This is a genomic window from Streptomyces sp. NBC_01264, assembly GCF_026340675.1.
Classification (GTDB): domain Bacteria; phylum Actinomycetota; class Actinomycetes; order Streptomycetales; family Streptomycetaceae; genus Streptomyces.
Genome location: NZ_JAPEOX010000002.1, coordinates 250,693 through 268,807, shown reverse-complemented (window position 1 = coordinate 268,807; position 18,115 = coordinate 250,693). Strand labels below are relative to the sequence as shown.

Here is an 18,115-nt window from a genome sequence, read left to right as displayed (position 1 = left end):
TGTTGGCACAGCCCCTGGTGCGGCGGAACGGCTGTCCCTATTCTGAGAACAGTGTTCTGATGGAACGTCAGATACCGCGGGCGACGACGAGGACCGGTGGCACGATGGAACGCGAACTGTTGCTGACGGGCATCGGGGGACAGGGCATTCAGCTCGCCGCCCACCTCCTGGCGCGGGCCCTGGCGGCCGAAGGCCGCGACGTACAGCTCTTCGGGAGCTACGGCGGCATGATGCGCGGCGGCAGCACCGACGCCACGCTCGTCGCAGGCGACCGGGAGGTACAGAGCCCCCCGACCGTCTCCCTGGCCTGGTCCGCGATCGTCATGCACGACGCCCACGCACCCGCGCTGCCGGCCCGGCTCCGCCCCGGGGGCCTGCTGGTGCGCAACAGCACCCTGTGCGGGCGGCCCGGGGACACCGTCCCCGACCACGTCGTCCTCCTCGACTTACCGGCAACAGCCATCGCGGCCGGGCTGGGTTCCGTGGCGGCCGGCACCCTGGTCGCCCTCGGCGCCTACGCCCGCGCCACCGCGATCGTCGGACCCGACGCGCTGGAGCGGGCCCTGACCGAGGTCCTGCCGCCCTACCGGCACGGCGCGATCGCCGTCAACATCCAGGCACTGCACGCCGGTCACAGCGCGGTGCCCGAGGTCCGCAGCCCCGCCTGGGCGGGGGTCGCGGCATGAGCGCCGGGACGCTCGTCATCGACACCGAGGCCTGCAAGGGCTGCGAACTCTGCGTCGACGCATGCCCGCCGGGCGTGCTCTTCATGACCGCCGACGAGGTCAACGCGCGGGGCCACCGCTACCCGCGCCTGCTGCCCGGTTGCATCGCCTGCAACGCGTGCACGGCGATCTGCCCCGACTTCGTCTTCCAGGTCTACCGCTACGAAGGGCCCGCGGAGGCGTCCCGGTGACCGGCCGCCCCGCCCGGCTGACGGCAGGGTCCGACGCCCTCGCGGGCTCGATGGTGGCGGCGGGCTGCCGCTTCTTCGCCGGCTACCCGATGACGCCCTTCACCGAGGTCCTGGAAGCCATGGCCCGCCTCCTGCCCGAAGCCGGCGGCGTGTGCATGAACGCCGAGAGCGAGATCGAAGCCATCGGCATGTGCTGGGGCGCCGCCGCGACGGGAACCAGGGCCGCCACCGGATCCACCGGCCAGGGCCTCGCCCTGATGCAGGAGTCCCTCGCGGAGATGACGCTCGCCCGGCTCCCGTTGGTCGTCCTGCACATGGCGCGCGGGCAGGGCGACTACTTCCAGGCCACTCGGGGCGGCGGCCACGGCGACTACCGCCTGCCCGTCCTGGCGCCGGTCGACGTGACGGAGGCCGTGGAGCACGTCGCGCTGGCCTTCGAGTGGGCCGAACGGTGGCGCACGCCCGTACTGGTCCAGGGGGACTACTACCTCGCCCACACCCACCGGTCCGTCGCCCTCCCCGCACCCGCGCCCCTACCCCTCCCGCCGCCCTGGGCCCTGGACGGCAGCAGCGGTGGAACCGGCGCGGCCAAACTCCTCTCACCTCTCGGTTCGGTCAAACAGCGCGACGCCCGCGGCGCCGAGGCCGGCTACGACCTGGCCGTCCACTACCGCGCCTGCGCCGCCCGTACCGGGGAGATGCTCCGCACCATCGAGTCCCGGGTGGAGGCGGAATCAGTGGAGGACGCGGAGCTGCTCGTCATCGCGTACGGCACGCCCGCCGCGTACGTCCGCGCCGCGGTCAGGGACCTGCGGGCGGGGGGCATGCGCGTCGGCTACGTGCGGCCGGTGACCCTGGTCCCCTTCCCCTACGACCACATCGCCCGACTCGCACGGGGCAGCCGGCGCGTCGCGGTGTACGAGAACAACACCGGCCAGGCCGTCGACGACGTCCGGCTCGCCGTCGACGGCCGCGTCCCCGTCGAGTTCATCGGCGAACTCTCCACGGATCCCTCCGGCTTCGGTGTGGCACCGGACCTGGACGTACATCTGATCGGACGACGGATCGCGGACCTCTACGATCGGAAGGTGACCCCGTGACCGAACGCCGAGCACTGCCCGTCGTCCCGACCGACAGTCCGCCCGCATGCGCTGCCCGGCTGGTGCACGACTTCACACCCGGCCTGATCGAGGTCGGGGCGCACCAGCTGTGTCCCGGCTGCGGCGAGCCCATCGCGATGCGGACCGTGGTCGAGGCGGTGGCCGAACTGGGCCTGACCCGTTCGAGCGTCGCCGTCTTCGGCATCGGCTGCTACACCGCCTTCTCCAACAACCTCGACCTGGAGGTCGTCCAAGCCCTGCACGGACGCGCGCCGTCCGTGGCCACCGGGGTCAAACGCGCACGCCCGGAGCTGACCGTGGTGACCGTCCAGGGCGACGGCGACATGGTCAGCGAAGGACTGCAGGAGGTCCTGCACGCGGCGGCCCGGGGCGAGCGCATCACCTGCGTCATGCTCAACAACGGTGTGCTCGGGGAGACCGGCGGGCACATGACGGCCACCACCGTGCTCGGCCAGCGCACGAAGAACACCCTCGACGGCCGGGACGCGGCCCGCCACGGCCACCCGATCCGGCTCGCCACTCTGCTGGCCGGCATGGAAGGCGCGGTCTACGTCGCCCGGGGATCCGTGGACAGCGGCGCCAACGTGCGCCGCACGAAGCGGATGGTGCTGCGCGCGCTGACGGCGCAGCAGTACGGCTTCTCGTTCGTGGAGGTGCTGACGATGTGCCCGACCGGCTGGTTCGTGGAGACGACCCGGGCCCCCGGCTACCTCGCGGACCACCACGCCAAGGTCCACCGCGTGGGCGTCCTCAAGGACGAGGTGGAGCGCGTGCCGGAGGGAACGCCCGCCGGCGTACCGGAGGAAGGGGAGTAATGGCACCGAGGGACGAGATCGTCGTGGGCCTGGCCTATCCGGCGGCCTGGGACCGGCGGCCACCCGGAACGATCGCCCGCGACGTGGGCGCGCTGAAGGCCGTGGACCGGCGCGTGGTCGTCGCCCACTGCTCGCTGGACCGACCCCGCCCAGGGCCCCCGGCCATCGGGGTCGACCGGCTGGACGTCGCGGTCGCCCTGACCGTACCCCCGGACGTCACCCGCATCGCGCCCCGCCTGCGCTGGGTCCAGTCACTGGGAGCGGACGTGGGCAGCCTCATGTCCCGGGACCTGGCAGGCGCCGGCATCCGCGTGACGTCCGCCTCCGGGGTCAACGCGGTGGCCGTGGCCGAGTTCGCCTTCGCGCGGGTCCTCGCCCACTTCAAGAGGCTCGACGAACTGGCGCTGCAGCAGCGGGCGCACCGCTGGATCCCCCGCCACGGCACGCAGCTCGCCGGACGCACCCTGGGCATCCTCGGGCTCGGGGCGATCGGCACCGAACTGGCCCGCCGCGCCCGGGCCTTCGGAATGCACGTGACAGCCGTACGCCGGCATACCGGCATGCGCTCCCCGGACGTCGACCGGCTCTTCCGGCCGGCGGACCTCCACGCCATGCTCGCCGAATGCCATGCCGTCGTCGCGTGCCTCCCGGACACGGCCGAGACCGTCGACGTGATGGACACCGCGGCGTTCGCGGCCATGCGCCCGGGCGCCTTCTTCTGCAACGTCGGACGCGGAACGGCCGTGGTCGAGGAGGGACTCGTGGCGGCCCTGCGCGCAGGGCACCTGGGCGGAGCCGCCATCGACGTGACCCGCGACGAGCCGCTCGCCGCGGACAGCCCGTTGTGGGACGTGCAGGGGCTGGCCGTGTCCCCGCATTGCGCCACGGCCGCCGACGTCCACTTCGAGGGCCTGTACGGACTGCTCCGGGAGAACCTCACGCGCTTCCTGGACGGACGCCCGCTCATCAACGAGGTCGACCCCGTACTCGGGTACTGACATCAGGGAGGAAGACCATGTCTCAAGAGCGTCGACTCGGCGGTATCGGAACCAGCATCCTCTTCGAGAACGACCGGGTACGGATCTGGGAACTGCGCCTGGCACCGGGTGAACACAGCGATGTACACCGGCACGAACTGGACCACGTCCTCATACAGATCTCCGGTGACCGCATCGCCGTCCGTCCGGAGCCCGACTCCGAAGGCCCGTACCGCGAGTACCTGGACGCCGAGGTGGTGCCGGGAGCGGTGATCCCCGTGGGCCCCGGCGGCGTGGAAACGGCAGTCAACACCGGACGGCGTCCCTACCTCGAGGTCATCGTCGAACTCAAGCCGGCCTGACGCATGGACCGTTCCCTCATCGGCGCGCCGGATCAACTGCTCATCGGCGACGTCTTCGCCAACGCGGCCCGGGCGGTGCCCGACCGGGCCGCGGCGGTGATGGGCGACCGCTCGATCACCTTCGGGCAGCTCGACGTCCGCGCCCACCGCCTCGCCGCCCTGCTCCACACCCGCGGCCTGCGCCGGGGCGACCGCGTCGCCTGCTGGTCCGGCACGGACCTGGACCTCGTCGTGCTGTTCGCCGCCCTGGCCAGACTCGGAGCCGTGTTCGCCCCGGTCGCGGGCACCCTCGAAGCCGCCGAGGCCGCGGAAGTCCTCGCCTCGCTCCGTCCCGCGCTCGTGGTGGCGGGCGAGGGCCAGCGGACCAGCCCGGTCCTCCACACCGTCGCGCCGGGTGGCGGCGTGACGAGCCTGCGGGAGCTTGCCGCCGCCGCCGGAACCGCGGATCCGGCGGCGACGGTGCCTTACGAGGACCCGGAACTCGTCGAGACGGACCCGCACGCGATATTCATGACCTCGGGATCGACCGGCCGGCCCAAGGGCATCGTCCTCTCGCACCGGGCCGGTTTTTTGCGCTCGCACCCCGGCTCCCAGCTCGAACCTCGCGGCGCGGCCGTGTGCACCTTCCCGCTCTTCCACATGGCGGCGTGGACGATTTCGCTGCAGCAGTGGCAGGCACGGGACACCGTCGTCCATCTGGCGCGCGCGGACGGCGCGGCGATCCGTGAGGCCGTGTCCGTCCACCGGGCGTCCCGCCTCTACTGCGTACCAGCCGTCTGGCACCGCGTCCTCGAGGCGGGCCCCGGACCGCTCCCCACGCTCCGCTTCGCCGACACCGGGACCTCCGCGGTCACCCCCGCACTCCTCGACTCCATCCGTGCCGCCGCCCCCCACGCACACCTGCGCGTGTTCTACGGCTCGACCGAAGCCGGCAACGTCACCTCCATCGGCGGCGACGAACTCCTCGCACACCCGCAGAGCGCGGGCAGTCCCGGCACGTCCGTACGGATCCGCCTCGACCCGTCCGGAGAACTGCTGGTCCGAGGCCCGCTCCTCTTCCACGGATACGCCGACGATCCGCAGGCCACCGAAGCGGCCTTCACCGAAGGCTGGTACCGCACGGGCGACCTGGCACGACTCGACGGCGCAGGGCGGATCACCCTCGTCGGCAGGACCGGGGACCTGATCAGGACCGGAGGCGAGACGGTCGCCCCCGCCGAGGTGGAAGCCGCCATCACCGCGCATCCGGCGGTGGCGGACGCCGCCGTGGTCGGGCTGCCGGATCCGGTATGGGGCGAGGTCGTCGCCTGCCTGCTCGTACCGCAGGACCCGGAAGCCGAACCGCCGGACCTGGACGAACTGCGCCGCTACCTGCGGGGAAACCTCGCCGCGCACAAGCACCCCCGCCTGCTGCGCGTGGCGCGCACCCTCCCGCGCACCGCGGCCACGGGACAGCCCAGGCGGCAGTGGATCCGCGCGATGCTCCAGGAGACCGCACCGCCCCCGCCCCCCGGGCCGGGGAACCGCGGGTAGGGGCGGGATGGCGCGGGCACGTGGTTCTGCCCCATCGCCTGGCCCCCGAGCCGCTCCTCATCCCTCGCGTCCACGGCAGGCTGCCCCGCAGAACCCCGACCAGTGAGGTGGCCCATGCCCCGATTCAGTTCTCGACACCAACGACTCGCCGCCTTCTGGTGGACCCGGCTCGACGAGCACTGGACCGAGTACGACCGGCTCAAGGTGGCACTCGACACCTGGTCCAGCGGCACGTCGCTGCTCCACCCCGACACGCAGCCGCAAGCGGCCGAATCCGTGCAGGGGATCCTGCGCGACTTCTGGGAATGCGGCGCCTGGTGGACCGGACTCACCCCGCTGAACGGTTACGCCTGGCAGGAGTCCTTCCAGCCCGTCTCGCTCTTCCTGCACGGGCTGGCGCAGAGCCCGCACACGTCCTCGGACAGTCAGACGGAGACGCGCGCCGCCCTGCGCCGGCTCCGCGACATGGCCCAGGCTTCCGCGTTCGCGTGCGACACCGTTGCGGAAAGGGTCATGGAGGCCTGCCTCGAACTCGAACGCGACGCCGACGCAAGGACCCTCTGGGAGGAGTTCGCCTGGCCGGTGCTGGAGACGTACTTCACCGCGGTGCGGGGCACCGTGCGCGGCCTGCACGAGTGGCTCGAGGAGCTGGTCGACTCCTGGCAGGTGACGGAGGCGGAGGTGTACCTGCTGGAGAACTGCGCTCCCGTCGCGGAGCCCCACCCTGCACTATGGGGATCACCGGAGCTGATCGCCGGAACCATCAGGAAGAAGTCCCTGGACCTCGGCTTCGAGGGCGGCGGATGCGCGCTCCTCAACCACAGCGTGGTCGCCAGTCTCAAGGGAACGGCGACGCTCCCCACCCGGGTCCCCGGCCCCCGCTACCGGTACACGGAGTCCGGCACGGCCGAGACCTACGGTACGGGGGTGACACTCAAGGGCCACGGCGCGCTGCGGAGGCACATCGAGGCCAACGCACGGGACGGTGGCATCTGGATCGTGGAGATGACCGGCCGCAAGCTGAACGTGGGCCACGGCGTCACGGTGATCTGCCGCGCAGGAGAACTCAGCTACATCGACATCGGTCTGGGCGGCGGGCATCAGAAAATCATCGGTTCCCTGGAGCTCGCCGACTGGCACACGAAGTGGGGCTTCGACACGTTCAAGGTCTTCGACGCCGGGACCATGGGGCCCGCCGGGGGGCCGGCGGGCGAAGGGGACCCGGTGACCGAATGGGACGTGCCGCGCAGCAACTGGAATCCCGGCTGCTCCGTCCAGTGACGGCGTGGCCGGGGAGGGGCCGGGCCCCCTCCTTCGGGGGAGAGGGGACCCGGCGAGGCGGGAAGCGGCCCACCATCAGGGGGGAGTGACGGGGCGTGCCGCTTCGTGCGCCGTGGCCGTCCGTCACCCATGGGAACGGCCACCTGTGGCGCCGACCGGGACCCCCACGCGGAGTACCTCGACCGGATCCCGGTCGGCTGTCGTCGACCCTAGAGGGGGCGCAGCCGCCATGGGGAGCCGTGGCGGCGGAACGGTCCGAAGGTCTAGTCCCCGTGCGCCGGCCGGGGGACCCCGGATGGTCCGGCCCCTCACGAGGATCTGGCCACGCGCGAACGGGCGGACCGGAGTGCTCAACGGGCACCATCCGCTCCGGCCACCGCACCACGCGGGTTCGCGTGGTTAGCCTCTTTGCGGGGAGCGCCCGTCAATGGCGCCGGAGCGCCGCCTCCCCGGCCGGGTCCGCACGGGCCCCGGGCCGGACGGACGGTCCGCGCAGGAGAACCAAGGACAGCCTCCTGCGCGGACCGCACCACGCACTGCGCACCGGGACCGGCGGCTCGCAGGTCCCGTCGGCGGCCGCCGCCCCTCGCATCAGATCCACGACCGCATCCCGGAACGCCGCTCCTCCTCGATGAGGGCGGACAGCGGGGGCCCCTCGAAATCGCTCTGGTCCATGGGGACCAGCACCTCGGCCGAGGTGCCCGAGGGAACGTTGTTGCTCAGGGTGAAGGCGCCCCCGGCTCCTTCGATCCGGCCGCGGTGCGAGCTGAGACCCAGGTGTCCCGATTCCGCCTTCTCGCGCAGGGTCCCCGAGGTGATCCCGATGCCGTCGTCGGAGACCTCGAGTCGGGCCCAGCCCTCCTTGGGTGAACTCAGCCGAATCTGGGCCACAGTCGCCCGGGCGTGCTTGACCACGTTGTTCAGCAGCTCGACAGCGGTCCTGTGCAGCATCCTGTCCGCCGCCCCGGCCGTGGCGATCTCGCATTCGACGCGGACGTCGAGCCCCGAGCGCTGCGCCGTGCGCTCGGCGAGATAGCGCAGGGCGACGGCGATGCCCTGCGAATCGAGGATCTCGGAGTGGAGGGAGGTGACGGTCGAGCGGAGCTGCGCGGTGGCGTCCTCCAGAGCCCTCTCGGCACGCAACAGGGCATCGCTGGGGTGATCCGCGACGGCTTCTTCGATGTCGTGCCGGGCGGCCAGCACCGTCTGCAGGGCACCGTCGTGCAGCGCTTCCGCGAGCCCGTCACGCTCGCGTTCCTCGGCATCCATGACACGCGCGAGGAGCCAGGCCCGGTGGTGGAAGAGGGACCCGATCAGCCTGACGCGCTTGCGCTGCACCCTGGACAGCAGGGCGCATCCCGCACCCAGCAACAGGATGAACAGGGCGTGGGCGCCCGTGTAGTCCCAGTACGGGTCGGCGCGGCTCTGCCCGACGCTGATACCGACGACGTACAGGGTGGCGGCGCAGAGGGTGATCGCCAGAGTGAAGCGTGCCAGGAACTGGAAGGAGGCCATGATCGGTACGAGTGCCAGGGCGTCGTCCATCAGGGGGGAGGACCACGAGGTGTCCGAGAACGTTCCGGACACGGCCAGCAGCGCCGTCAGGGCGACGAGGTCGAGGATGACCGTCCACCAGACCGCTTGGATGCCGAGCCGCCGCTTCGCCGCCAGCACCCAGAGGAGTACGGCCCACACCGCGTAGGCGGACACGACCGCGATCGATGCCGCCGTGCGTTCCCGGGGCGGGAAGAGCCAGAGCTCCAGCCCGAGGAAGAGGATGACGGCGATCCTGAACAGGCATTGCGTCTGGAGGGCGAGCCGCCGCTGCACCCGAATGACGAGTTCGGGTGGACTCGGCAGGTCCCTCGGGAACGACTCCGGGTGGGAAGGACGGCTGAACGGTGCCATGATCCATTGCCCCTATCGCGTCTCTCCCCAGCATTGCTCCCCTTGCGCCAACCGCAACTCGGCCGTCGCCGGGCAGCGGGCGGTGGAGGGCCTAGACCGATTCCCGGCCGATCGGGCGAGTGGCCCGGCCGCACGGTCCGGTAGACACGGGTGCGGTCCGCATCCCCAAGGAGGCCCTCCGTGAACGACCCTTCAGCCCCGCACCGTCTGTCCCGTCGCCGGCACGCGGCGACCGCACAGTTCCACCGCTGGTTCCAGCTCTACGAGCGTCCCCGCGATGCCGAGCGCGTGGAGCGCCAGCTCCGGCTCTTCGCCGACCGGTTCGAGATCACCACCGCCGACGGCCGGCGGATCACCAGCCGCGATGCGTACCGGGAGGGCATCACCGCGTACGGGGCCGAGGAGCGGCACGCCCACCACGTACGACACCTGGCGGTCACCGAGATCGACCCGGACCACCTGAGGCTCGACGCCGAGGTCCACTACGAGCGCCTGGACGCATCGGGCCGGACCACGCGCGCGACGATCGCCTACGAAGGCGAACTGATCGGCTCGGCGGACTTCGAGCCGCTCTTCACCACGCTGAAGATGACGGTGGCGGACCGGTCCGCGGAAGGGACCTTCACCGACGCCTACCCGGCGAACCGGGCGCTCTCCGTCATCCACCGCTTCCTGTCCCTGGTGGAGGCCCCCGACCTGGGTGGGAGTGCCTACGACGAGTTCCTGGGGCCGGACGGCGAGCTCGACCTCGTGCTCGGCACGGCGACGGTCACGAGCCGCGGTGAGCTGGCGCGGTGGCTCGCGGAGTCCTCGCAGCGGCTGGCGGCCGGCACCAGCCGGCACACGGTCGAGGGGTTCCAGGTGGTCACGGCCCAGGACGGGCTCTACACCGTGGGCATGGACCTCGACTGGAACGGCGCCACCGCCACCGGGGAACCCGTGGCCGCACGTCTGCGCTACGACTGGACCCTCCGCGACACGGGCGAACGGTACTGCCGCCTCGTCCGCAGCAGGAACGAGCCGCTCGTTCCGGTGCCGCGCATCCCCGCGGCCTGATGCCGTCAGCCCGCCAGGGCGGCCACTGCGGCCGGGCCCACACCGTACGACTCGATCACGAAGTCGTAGGCCGTGTCGACCGCGATCCGGTGGGGGTCACCGGCGGGAAGGCCCCCGGCCGCCGGGCGCGTGGACGGCGCCCCGGCCGGCATCTGACCGGCCCCGTTTTCCTGACCCTGACCTGCGAATCCGTATTCCGGCATCATGTCCGTTCCGCCCTTCGGTGAGACAACGTCCTTCTGTTGTACGCGGCACCCGAGGCCGGTTTCATACGCCGATCGGTGGAGCAGGCGGCCCATCCGCCGACACCATCAGGCGGAGTACGCCACGTGCAGCCGGGCGTCCCACCCGACCACCCCCACCGTGGGGCCTGCGGCCCGGCAGACATCGGCGGGTCCGCCGACGAAGGGCAGGGGGCTACGGCTCCACGAGCGGCCGCTCGCGTTCCCCTCGCCGAGGAAACCGCCCGCCCCGCGGGCGGTGACGCCGTCGGCGCACGCGGCGGTCGGACCGTAGCCCCCGGCTCCGCCACCCGCGCCGGTGACGGGGGACAGCTGGAGCCCCTCCGGTCCCGTCGTCGCCTCTGTCCGCAGGACATCGCCCGAGACGGGCTCACGGAACCAGAGGCCGACACCTTCACCGCTCGGCGCGGCGGTCAGCGGCAGCGTCGTGGCGGGCAGACCGGTGGCGACGGCGGAACCGAGTTCCCCGTCCGGCCCCTGCGAAGTCCATGCCGTCACCGAGGTGGCGGTGGCGGCGAAGAGGAAGCGCGTGCCGTCCGCGGCGGTGGCGGTCACCGGGTCACCGGCGAGCCCCCTTCCGCCGAGGAATTCCCAAGGGGTCCACGAACCGTCTGCGGTCTGGGTACGGCCGCGCAGGGTGTAGTTTCCGTCACGCACGTAGACGCTCAGCCGGCCGTCCGGGCCCACGGCAGCCGCGGGGGCACTGAAGTCGAGGGTGCCGTTCACGTTGTCCGTGGCGGGTGCCCCGAGGGACTGCCAGGGCGAGAAGCCTTCACCGCCAGGGGTCTCCTGGACCGTGTACACGACCTGACGGCTGTAGTCCGCGGCGGTCGCACCCAGGTCCGTACGGGTGGCGAACACGGCGATCCTCCCGTCGGGCAGGGTGACCGCGTCGGCGCCCTGGTCGATTCCCGTACCCGGCAGCAGCCGCGCGTCGCTCCAGGCGCCCCCGGCGGTGCCGTGCCAGACGGCCAGCTGCCCGTCGAGCACCGAGAAGGCCCAGGTCGTACCGTCCGGGCCGGCAGCCAGCCAGGACGTGCTGCCGCCGCGGGCGTAGCGGATGTCGTCGGCCCAGTGGTACTCGCCGATGCCCGTGGCCAGCTTCCGGTCTCCGCAGCCCGCGGGACTGCCGCAGTCGTCGATGCCGTTGCTCCAGGCGTACGCGGCGAGAGTGCGCAGCTTCCGCCCGGCGGCGGGCGCATCCAGCACCTCGGCGTAGTTGTGGGTCTGGTAGCCCAGGTAGTTCTCCACCGTGAAGTGCGGCCGCTGCCCGAAGGGAACCGCGGCCGCGTACCGTGCGAGGGCCGCCTGGACGAATCGTGCGCCGTAGACGTGGTCCTGATGGTCGGCGTTGGGGTACTTGCCGGGGGTGGGGTCCTGGGTCCGGACCAGGGTGGGCCGGTACCGCTCGAGCACCCCGACGAGGGTGGAGACGACCTGGTTCCGGGTGTACGAGAACGGCTTGCGGACGGGGGTGCCGGTGGTGAGGAGGGACGGGATCCGGCGGGTGACGCCGTCCCACAGGCCGTGCAGGCTCACAGGTGCGTACCCGCTGACGGACCCCGCTTCCTTCATCTCGAGCCAGACGAGCTGCACGGACGGCTTCGCCCGCAGGACGTCGAGCTCCGCCTGCCCACCGCCCGCGGTGGCGATGACCGTGCGCTGCCAGGGGCTGGTGCGTATGCCGGTGGCCATCAGGGCGTAGGCCGCGCGGATGCCGTTCTGCCGTGCCTCGGCGTACAGAGGACGGTCGGCGACGGGTGCGAGTCCTTCCCGGTGCAGGGCCGCGATGCCGGTGCTGTTCATGTTGACGCCGTCGCTCTCACCGGAGGTGAGGTAGACGGACGTCACCGGGATCCCCTCGGAGACCGCTTGCTGGATGTCGGGATTCATGAAGAAGAGGTCGTCGTCCGGGTGCGCGACGATCTGCACGACCCTGGTGGGGCCGGTGGAGAGGGAAGCCACGGTGGCGGACCGCTGCACCTGCGCCGAGGCCTCCGCCGATGCCTGCGGTCCGCCGATGACGATGCCCAGGGTGACGGCGAGACAGAGCAGAAACACGAGGGCTGCGGTCACGCCCTTGAGGCGGGCCGGGCTGCGCAGGACGGACGGGATCATCGGGGCGGTCCTCCGGGATCGTTCGCGGGGTCCCGCGCCGGAGGCGGGCCCCCACCAGTACAGGCCGGACCCGGGGACGGCGGCAGCAGCCGATCGGCCCACCCGGTGGGGGAACGGGCGTCCACCACCCGCCGGATGAAGCGGCGTCGGGGCCTACAGGGTCAGTTGCCCCCTGAAGGGATGCCGGCGGCGATCGATCAGGTCGAGGTTCCAGTCGGCAGGCGTCCAGCGTGCGATCTCGGCCATGAAGTCGTTGTAGGAGACCCACGAAGACGTCGGATCGGGCATCGCCGGAGCGCTCTGCGATACACGGGCGTGGGCCTGCACGACCAGTCCTTTCAGCCGCCCGCCGTCCACGTGGGCCGAGTGGCCGCCTTGGATGCAGTACCCGATCGATTCCATGAGTCCGTCCAGGGCCCGATCCGCTCCGGGCTGCCCGCCCGCCTCCTCCCTGAGGACGACCGCGACCTCCATGAAGCGCCTCCAGAACTCCGGACTCGGTGCGCACATCGCCTGCCTGGTCTCCATCGACTCCTCCTGGGGTCCCGAACCGCCCCCCTGAGACGGGTGCGGTCGCTCGCTCCATGGCATGGTCATCGGCTGCCGTTCCGGCCGGATCCCCCGACCAGCCCCCCCGACGGGTTGACCGGGGGCTCATCAGGACGCGAGGGCGAGGCGGCCCGTGGGGCCCTGTTCCCGGACGGGCCCGGCGGTCGCCGGAACCCGCCGGTGCCGGACGACGCGACCCGGTCGCTTTCCCCGTCCATCCGGGTGACGGCCGCAGCGGCTTACCCGAAGAGACGTCGTCCGTGCGGCATGATCGCGCGACAGCCGGGCCCCGGCGTCCGTCGACACGTCGGCGGCGCGGGGCGAACGGGATCTTTGACCGAGGGGGCGATGCCTCCCCCTCAGGCGGGGCAGGGGAGTTGTCGGTGGGGAAACTCGAGGGCAAAACCGCCGTGGTCACGGGCGGAAGTTCAGGAATCGGCCTCGCGACAGCGAAACTCTTCGCCGCGGAAGGCGCCTTCGTCTTCATCACGGGCCGTCGTGAGGAAGAGCTCGCGCAGGCGGTGAGGGCCGTCGGAGTCAATGTTCAAGGGGTCCGGGCCGACGTCACCAATCCAGCCGATCTTGATCACCTGTACGAGATCGTACGGACGAAGGGGCGAATCGATGTGGTCTTCGCCAATGCGGGCACCAGCGAGATGGCTTCGCTCGAGGACGTGGACGAAGAGCATTTCCACCGGATTTTCGACGTGAACGTCAAGGGCGTGCTCTTCTCGGTGCAAAAGGCGCTGCCCCTGTTGAACGACGGCGCTTCGATCATCCTGACCGGCTCCATCGCCGCCGTGAAGGGCGCGCCTGGATATTCCGTCTACGGAGCCAGCAAGGCGGCGATCCGCCACATGGTACGTGCCTGGACCATGGAACTGAAGGATCGCGGTATCCGGTCGAACGTCATCAGCCCGGGGCCGATCGACACTCCGGTCATGCGGCGACAACCCCGGGATGCGATGGCCGGCATCCTGTCCGCGATTCCGATGGGACGTACGGGGAGAGCGGAGGAAGTGGCCGAAGCGGCATTGTTCCTGGCTTCTGAGGATTCCAGTTTCGTCACCGGGATCGAACTCTTCGTCGATGGTGGAAGTGCGCAGGTCTGAAAGCAGGGCGGATGCGAGTTCCGGGCCGGCTGCGCCGCAACCGCCCCTACGCGATCAACCGAACGCGCTCAGCGGGATGACCTGCCCGAACAAGGTGGCTTCGAGGGCGAGCCCCTCGGCGAGGGGCAGTGCCAGGCCGTCGAGCACGGCGCGCTTCGCGGCGAACAGCGCGGGCGCCGGATTGCGGGCCACCTGCGCCACCCATTCCTCGGCGCGGCGGTCGAAGTCCTCGGTCGGGAGGACCGCGTTGAGGATGCCCAGCCGCAGGGCTTCCTCGGCCCCGATCGTACGGCCGGTCAGGATCAGCTCGGCGCCACGGCCCGAGCCGATGAGGCGTGGCAGACGCTGGGTGCCGCCGCCTCCGGGGATGAGGCCATTGCGGATCTCGGGCTGGCTGAAGTGGGAGCGGACCGAAGCGATGCGGAGCGTGGCGGCGAGCGCGGTCTCCAGGCCGCCGCCCCAGGCCTGGCCGTCAATGGCGGCGACGACGGGCTGGGGAAGGGACTCCAGCAGGCCCAGCGTGCGGGGCCATGTCCCGGCATCCTCGGCGCTGAGTGTTCCCGCGGCCGCGCGGCGCAGGATGTCCAGGTCGGCGTGCTTGACGAAGATGCCGTCGACACCGCCTTTGAGGAGGACGACGCTGACTTCGCCGGTGCGCTGCGCGATGTCCTCCAGGAGGACCGCCAGCTCGTCGAGGGACGCCAGGTCCATCTGGTTGTCCGGCAACCGGCGGAAGGTAAGAACGGCGACCTTCTCGCGGGTCTCGGCTGTCCAGTTGCCCATCGTGGTGTCTCCTTGCGGTGCGCGTGCAGGGCCGGAGGCCTCGGCTCCGCTCGGGGTGTGAGCGTCGAGACCTCCTTGATCGTCCGGCCCGTGCGCCGGCCGGGCATCCACGGATCGGCCTGAGTAAGGACCTACGTCCCCGGTCCCGGCGCGTCAGCAGCTCTGCAGGTCTACGACCTGGAGGCCCGACAGGCAGACCATGGGTTCAGGCCGCTCGTGAGGCGGTGGGGACGACGACCATCAGGCGGTCGCCCCTGGCCACGTAATGAGTGTGGGCCCCCTCGCCGAGAGAGGTGGCGGTACGGTCCGCTCGGGACGCCGCGGACATCGGGTACGTCGCGACCTTGCGGGAGGGGAGCCCGTCGCACTGCGCACACCAGGAGTCGAAGACCTGCTCCTCCTTGATCTTGAAATCCGCAATCGGGTAGGCGTTGGGCCGCATGATCGGGTTCCTTCCACGGAGGAGTGATGTCCTCCAGCATCCGAGGAGAAGGGCCTGCCCGAATCCTCCGACCGGCCCCCGCGGCGGGGGAGGGTTCCGGTGGCGATCACCCTCGCGGTGCCCGCCGCCCGGGCAGATACTTCAGCCGGCTCGTCCGGCGTCGGCGTCAGGGGCGCGGCGCTCGGCCGCAGCCCGCTGCAATGCCTCGTACGTGGGGGAGCCCTCGTCCGCGGTCAGCACCACGAGTTCGAGGTTGTGGGGGCCGGGGACGACGTAGGCGGTGTACACCAGGTCGAGACTGCCCGCTCGGGGGTGGTGGAAGAGATGCCTTCCGGTGGTCGGTCCTCGCACCCCGTGTTCCTCCCAGATCGCGGCGAACCGGGTGCTGCGCCGGGACAGTTCGGCCACCAGCTGCCGGCCGCGTTCGTTGTGCGGGTCGGCGGCCAGGGCGTGACGCAGACGGTGGACGTTGCTCCGCGCCGTCTCTTCCCACTCCGCGAGGAGTTCGGGCGCGCGCGGGTCGCAGAAGGCGAACCAGGCGAAGTTCCTGTGTGAGGCGGGAAGCTCGGAGAAGTCGAACAGCAGCCAGGCCTCGGCGTCGTTCCACGCCAGGATGTCGCGCATCGGACTGACCACGTGTGCGGGCCACGGACCGAGCGAGTGGAGGAGCTGCAGTGTCGCCAGCGGCACGGAGGGGGCGCTGACCAAGACCGGATCGGCCTGTCGTGCGGGGCCGGCGGTCCCGAGACGGTTCAGGTGGAGGCGGGCGTCGTCGTCGAGCTGCAGGGCGGTGGCGAGCGCGTCGAGTACGTCGGGCGAAGGGTGACGTTGGCGGCCCTGCTCGAGACGGGTGTAGTACTCGGGGCTGATGCCGGCCATCGAGGCGACCTCGGCTCTGCGCAGCCCTTTGAGCCGCCGGGTACTGCTCCGCGGCAGGCCTGCGGCCTCCGGAGTCAGCCGGGCGCGGTACGAGCGCAGGAAATGGGCCAGCTCGTGCTGTGCGGCGGACGGTGCCATACGTAGATTATCGGCCCGCTGGCGGCCGGAGGTGGCCCTGGCGGGGCCACCCCCCTCAATACGTGCTCGCCGCGGTGTCTCGTGCGATCCGGCGCACCGGAACAGGCTGGTGCAGACAGAGATGACGGCGCGGGACGGCCCTCGATCCGGGAGCCGTCCAACGGCGCCGGGACATCCCCCTTGCCACCGCCACTCCCCGGAGCCTCCCATGCCCCCACACCCTGGAGCGACGTCCGCGTCCTCCTGCCCGCCCCCTCCGACGGCGGCCGCCCGCGCGGCCGGCCGTCCCGACGGGCCGGCACGCCTCAGACCGGTGCTCGTCCGGTACGCGCCCCTGGCCGTGCTGAGCGCGGCGGCCGGCCTGGACGCCGGCGGCGTCGCCGTGCTCAACAGCGCACTGCCCTCGATGGGCGCGCACTTCGCCACGTCGGCGCAGAGCCTCTCGTGGGCGGCGACCGGATACGCGATCGCCTTCGCGGGACTGCTCCTGTGCGGGGGAGCGATGGCGGATCGGCTGCGGCAGAGGCCCGTGCTCGTCGCGGGTCTGATGACCGTGGCGGCGGGAGCCGCGCTGGCCTTCGCCGCTCCCGTGTTCTGGATGGTCGTGGCGGGCCGCGTCCTGCAGGGAGCGGGGGCGGCGCTCACCTTGCCCGCGGCCACGGCCCTGCTGACCGCCGTGTACCCCGACGGTCCGATGCGCTCCCGGGTCCTCGGCGTGTTCTCGGCCGCGCAGGCGGGCTGCTACGGAGCCGGCCTGGTGCTCGGTGGTCTCGTCACCAGCGCCTTCGGCTGGCGCTGGCTCTTCGCCCTGCAGGCCCTGGCAGCAGCGGCCACCGTCGTCGGCGCGATGCGGTGGCTGCCGGTCGGCGCCCGGGACGACCGGGCACGCCTCGACAGGACGGGGGCCGGAATACTGGTCGCCGCCATCGTGCTGCTGGTCCTCGGCGCCGACCTGGCGTCCCGGCCCGGCGGGGGCCTGCTCGCGGCCCTCACCGTCCTGGCCGCCGCCGTCGCCGGGTGCCTGTGGTGGCGCCGTGGCCGCTCCCGCGGCGGGGAAGCTTCTCTTCTGGACCCGGGTCTGCTCCGCGTGAACGGCGTGCGCACCGCGGCGGTGATCGCGGGCGCCTTCTACTTCTGCGTCACGGGGTCACTGTTCCTGCTGCCGCTCTACCTCCAGCAGGTGCGGGGGATGACACCCGCGTCATCCGGACTGGCCATCCTCCCGGTCAGCGTTGCCGTCACCGGGGCCGCACTGCTCTCGGGGCGCCTGATGAAGACCCGCGGACCGCGCCCGCTCCTGATGTGGGGCATCCTGCTCACCGCCGGTGGCGTGCTCCTGTGGTGCACGGCCGGAGCCCACAGTGCGTACGGGGGAGCTGTCCTGGCGGGTCTGTGCGTCAGCGGGTTCGGACAGGGGCTGGCCTTCCCCGCCCTCGTCGCCACCGGCCTGCGGGACGTGCCCGGCGATGCCCACGGGACCGCTTCGGCCGCCACGACCACCGCCCTGCAGATCGGCAGTGGCATCGGCCCCACGGTCCTCGCCGGAGTCGCACAGGCCATCGGAGGGACGGGACCCCATGCCCTCTCGTTGCCGGGCCTGCACCTCGCCTACGCCGTGGCAGCCGGCTTCCTGCTCCTCGTCGGCCTCCCGGCCGGTGCCCGGCTCGGCGCGGAGGCCCGGGCTGCCTGAGGCGGCTGGTCAGCGTGCCCGGAAGGGCCCCGTCCGTCGGGACGCGGCGCGCGACCCCATGATCGAGGCCAACCGGTCATCTCGACGGTCGCGGGTTCCGCCCGACCAGCCGCGGAAGCCGGACGGCCGAAGAGGCCTATGCCGAGTACGTCCGGCATGATGCCCGTACTTCTCGCGGCCGCGCCGGTCCTTG

General features: G+C 71.8%; 18 protein-coding genes. 11 read left to right on the top strand and 7 right to left on the bottom strand.

What is annotated here, in order from left to right; translation table 11 throughout:
- Positions 1 to 59 precede the first annotated feature (59 nt).
- From OG435_RS34115 to OG435_RS34080, 8 genes are all read left to right on the top strand, one after another.
- On the top strand, positions 60 to 686 hold the full coding sequence (locus OG435_RS34115) for a 2-oxoacid:acceptor oxidoreductase family protein (RefSeq protein WP_266882799.1): 627 nt from the start codon (positions 60 to 62) through the stop codon (positions 684 to 686).
- Positions 683 to 916 carry a 4Fe-4S binding protein gene (locus OG435_RS34110; protein WP_266882797.1) on the top strand — a complete coding sequence of 78 codons (234 nt, stop codon included), beginning with the start codon at positions 683 to 685 and terminating at the stop codon, positions 914 to 916. Before OG435_RS34115 ends, OG435_RS34110 begins: the two co-directional genes overlap by 4 nt.
- Entirely contained in the window at positions 913 to 2,016 is a 1,104-nt protein-coding gene (locus OG435_RS34105; protein ID WP_266882795.1) for a hypothetical protein, read from the top strand. Before OG435_RS34110 ends, OG435_RS34105 begins: the two co-directional genes overlap by 4 nt.
- On the top strand, positions 2,013 to 2,852 hold the full coding sequence (locus OG435_RS34100; protein WP_266882793.1) for a thiamine pyrophosphate-dependent enzyme: 840 nt from the start codon (positions 2,013 to 2,015) through the stop codon (positions 2,850 to 2,852). The genes OG435_RS34105 and OG435_RS34100 overlap by 4 nt, the downstream gene beginning before the upstream one ends.
- Entirely contained in the window at positions 2,852 to 3,850 is a 999-nt protein-coding gene (locus OG435_RS34095) for a D-2-hydroxyacid dehydrogenase (RefSeq protein ID WP_266882791.1), read from the top strand. Before OG435_RS34100 ends, OG435_RS34095 begins: the two co-directional genes overlap by 1 nt.
- A 17-nt stretch (positions 3,851 to 3,867) precedes the next feature.
- Positions 3,868 to 4,191 (top strand): hypothetical protein, encoded by a 324-nt coding sequence (locus OG435_RS34090; protein ID WP_266882789.1) that lies wholly within the window; start codon positions 3,868 to 3,870, stop codon positions 4,189 to 4,191.
- Positions 4,192 to 4,194: 3 nt separating this feature from the next.
- A complete protein-coding gene (locus tag OG435_RS34085) occupies positions 4,195 to 5,724 on the top strand; it encodes a class I adenylate-forming enzyme family protein (RefSeq protein WP_266882787.1) in 1,530 nt (509 codons plus the stop codon).
- A 114-nt stretch (positions 5,725 to 5,838) separates the two neighbouring features.
- Positions 5,839 to 7,005, top strand: a complete 1,167-nt coding sequence (locus OG435_RS34080; protein ID WP_266882785.1) for a hypothetical protein — start codon at positions 5,839 to 5,841, stop codon at positions 7,003 to 7,005.
- A 591-nt stretch (positions 7,006 to 7,596) separates the two neighbouring features.
- On the opposite strand, the gene OG435_RS34075 is transcribed toward OG435_RS34080, so the two are convergent.
- Positions 7,597 to 8,913, bottom strand: a complete 1,317-nt coding sequence (locus tag OG435_RS34075; RefSeq protein ID WP_266882783.1) for a sensor histidine kinase — start codon at positions 8,911 to 8,913, stop codon at positions 7,597 to 7,599.
- 180 nt (positions 8,914 to 9,093) lie between these two features.
- Here OG435_RS34075 and OG435_RS34070 point away from each other — a divergent pair, with 180 nt between their 5' ends.
- Positions 9,094 to 9,969: a hypothetical protein gene (locus OG435_RS34070; protein ID WP_266882781.1), complete on the top strand. Its 876-nt coding sequence runs from the start codon at positions 9,094 to 9,096 to the stop codon at positions 9,967 to 9,969.
- 5 nt (positions 9,970 to 9,974) lie between these two features.
- On the opposite strand, the gene OG435_RS34065 is transcribed toward OG435_RS34070, so the two are convergent.
- From OG435_RS34065 to OG435_RS34055, 3 genes are all read right to left on the bottom strand, one after another.
- Complete coding sequence (locus tag OG435_RS34065; RefSeq protein WP_266882779.1) at positions 9,975 to 10,121, bottom strand: hypothetical protein; 147 nt, start codon at positions 10,119 to 10,121, stop codon at positions 9,975 to 9,977.
- Positions 10,122 to 10,280: 159 nt separating this feature from the next.
- Positions 10,281 to 12,329 (bottom strand): PIG-L family deacetylase, encoded by a 2,049-nt coding sequence (locus OG435_RS34060; protein WP_266882777.1) that lies wholly within the window; start codon positions 12,327 to 12,329, stop codon positions 10,281 to 10,283.
- Positions 12,330 to 12,482: 153 nt separating this feature from the next.
- The gene (locus OG435_RS34055; RefSeq protein ID WP_266882775.1) at positions 12,483 to 12,857 is read right to left on the bottom strand and encodes a hypothetical protein; all 375 of its coding nucleotides are present in this window, start codon (positions 12,855 to 12,857) and stop codon (positions 12,483 to 12,485) included.
- A gap of 404 nt (positions 12,858 to 13,261) precedes the next feature.
- Here OG435_RS34055 and OG435_RS34050 point away from each other — a divergent pair, with 404 nt between their 5' ends.
- Positions 13,262 to 13,990: an SDR family NAD(P)-dependent oxidoreductase gene (locus tag OG435_RS34050; RefSeq protein WP_266882773.1), complete on the top strand. Its 729-nt coding sequence runs from the start codon at positions 13,262 to 13,264 to the stop codon at positions 13,988 to 13,990.
- A 54-nt stretch (positions 13,991 to 14,044) separates the two neighbouring features.
- Here OG435_RS34050 and OG435_RS34045 read toward each other — a convergent pair whose 3' ends face one another.
- The 3 genes from OG435_RS34045 to OG435_RS34035 form a co-directional block, all read right to left on the bottom strand.
- Complete coding sequence (locus OG435_RS34045; protein WP_266882771.1) at positions 14,045 to 14,773, bottom strand: enoyl-CoA hydratase/isomerase family protein; 729 nt, start codon at positions 14,771 to 14,773, stop codon at positions 14,045 to 14,047.
- 205 nt (positions 14,774 to 14,978) lie between these two features.
- On the bottom strand, positions 14,979 to 15,215 hold the full coding sequence (locus OG435_RS34040) for a hypothetical protein (RefSeq protein ID WP_266882769.1): 237 nt from the start codon (positions 15,213 to 15,215) through the stop codon (positions 14,979 to 14,981).
- Between the two features lie 141 nt (positions 15,216 to 15,356).
- Positions 15,357 to 16,232, bottom strand: coding sequence for a helix-turn-helix domain-containing protein (locus OG435_RS34035; protein ID WP_266882767.1), 876 nt, complete (start codon positions 16,230 to 16,232; stop codon positions 15,357 to 15,359).
- A 208-nt stretch (positions 16,233 to 16,440) separates the two neighbouring features.
- On the opposite strand from OG435_RS34035, the gene OG435_RS34030 reads away from it, so the two are divergent.
- Complete coding sequence (locus OG435_RS34030) at positions 16,441 to 17,922, top strand: MFS transporter (protein WP_266882765.1); 1,482 nt, start codon at positions 16,441 to 16,443, stop codon at positions 17,920 to 17,922.
- Positions 17,923 to 18,115: the final 193 nt, after the last annotated feature.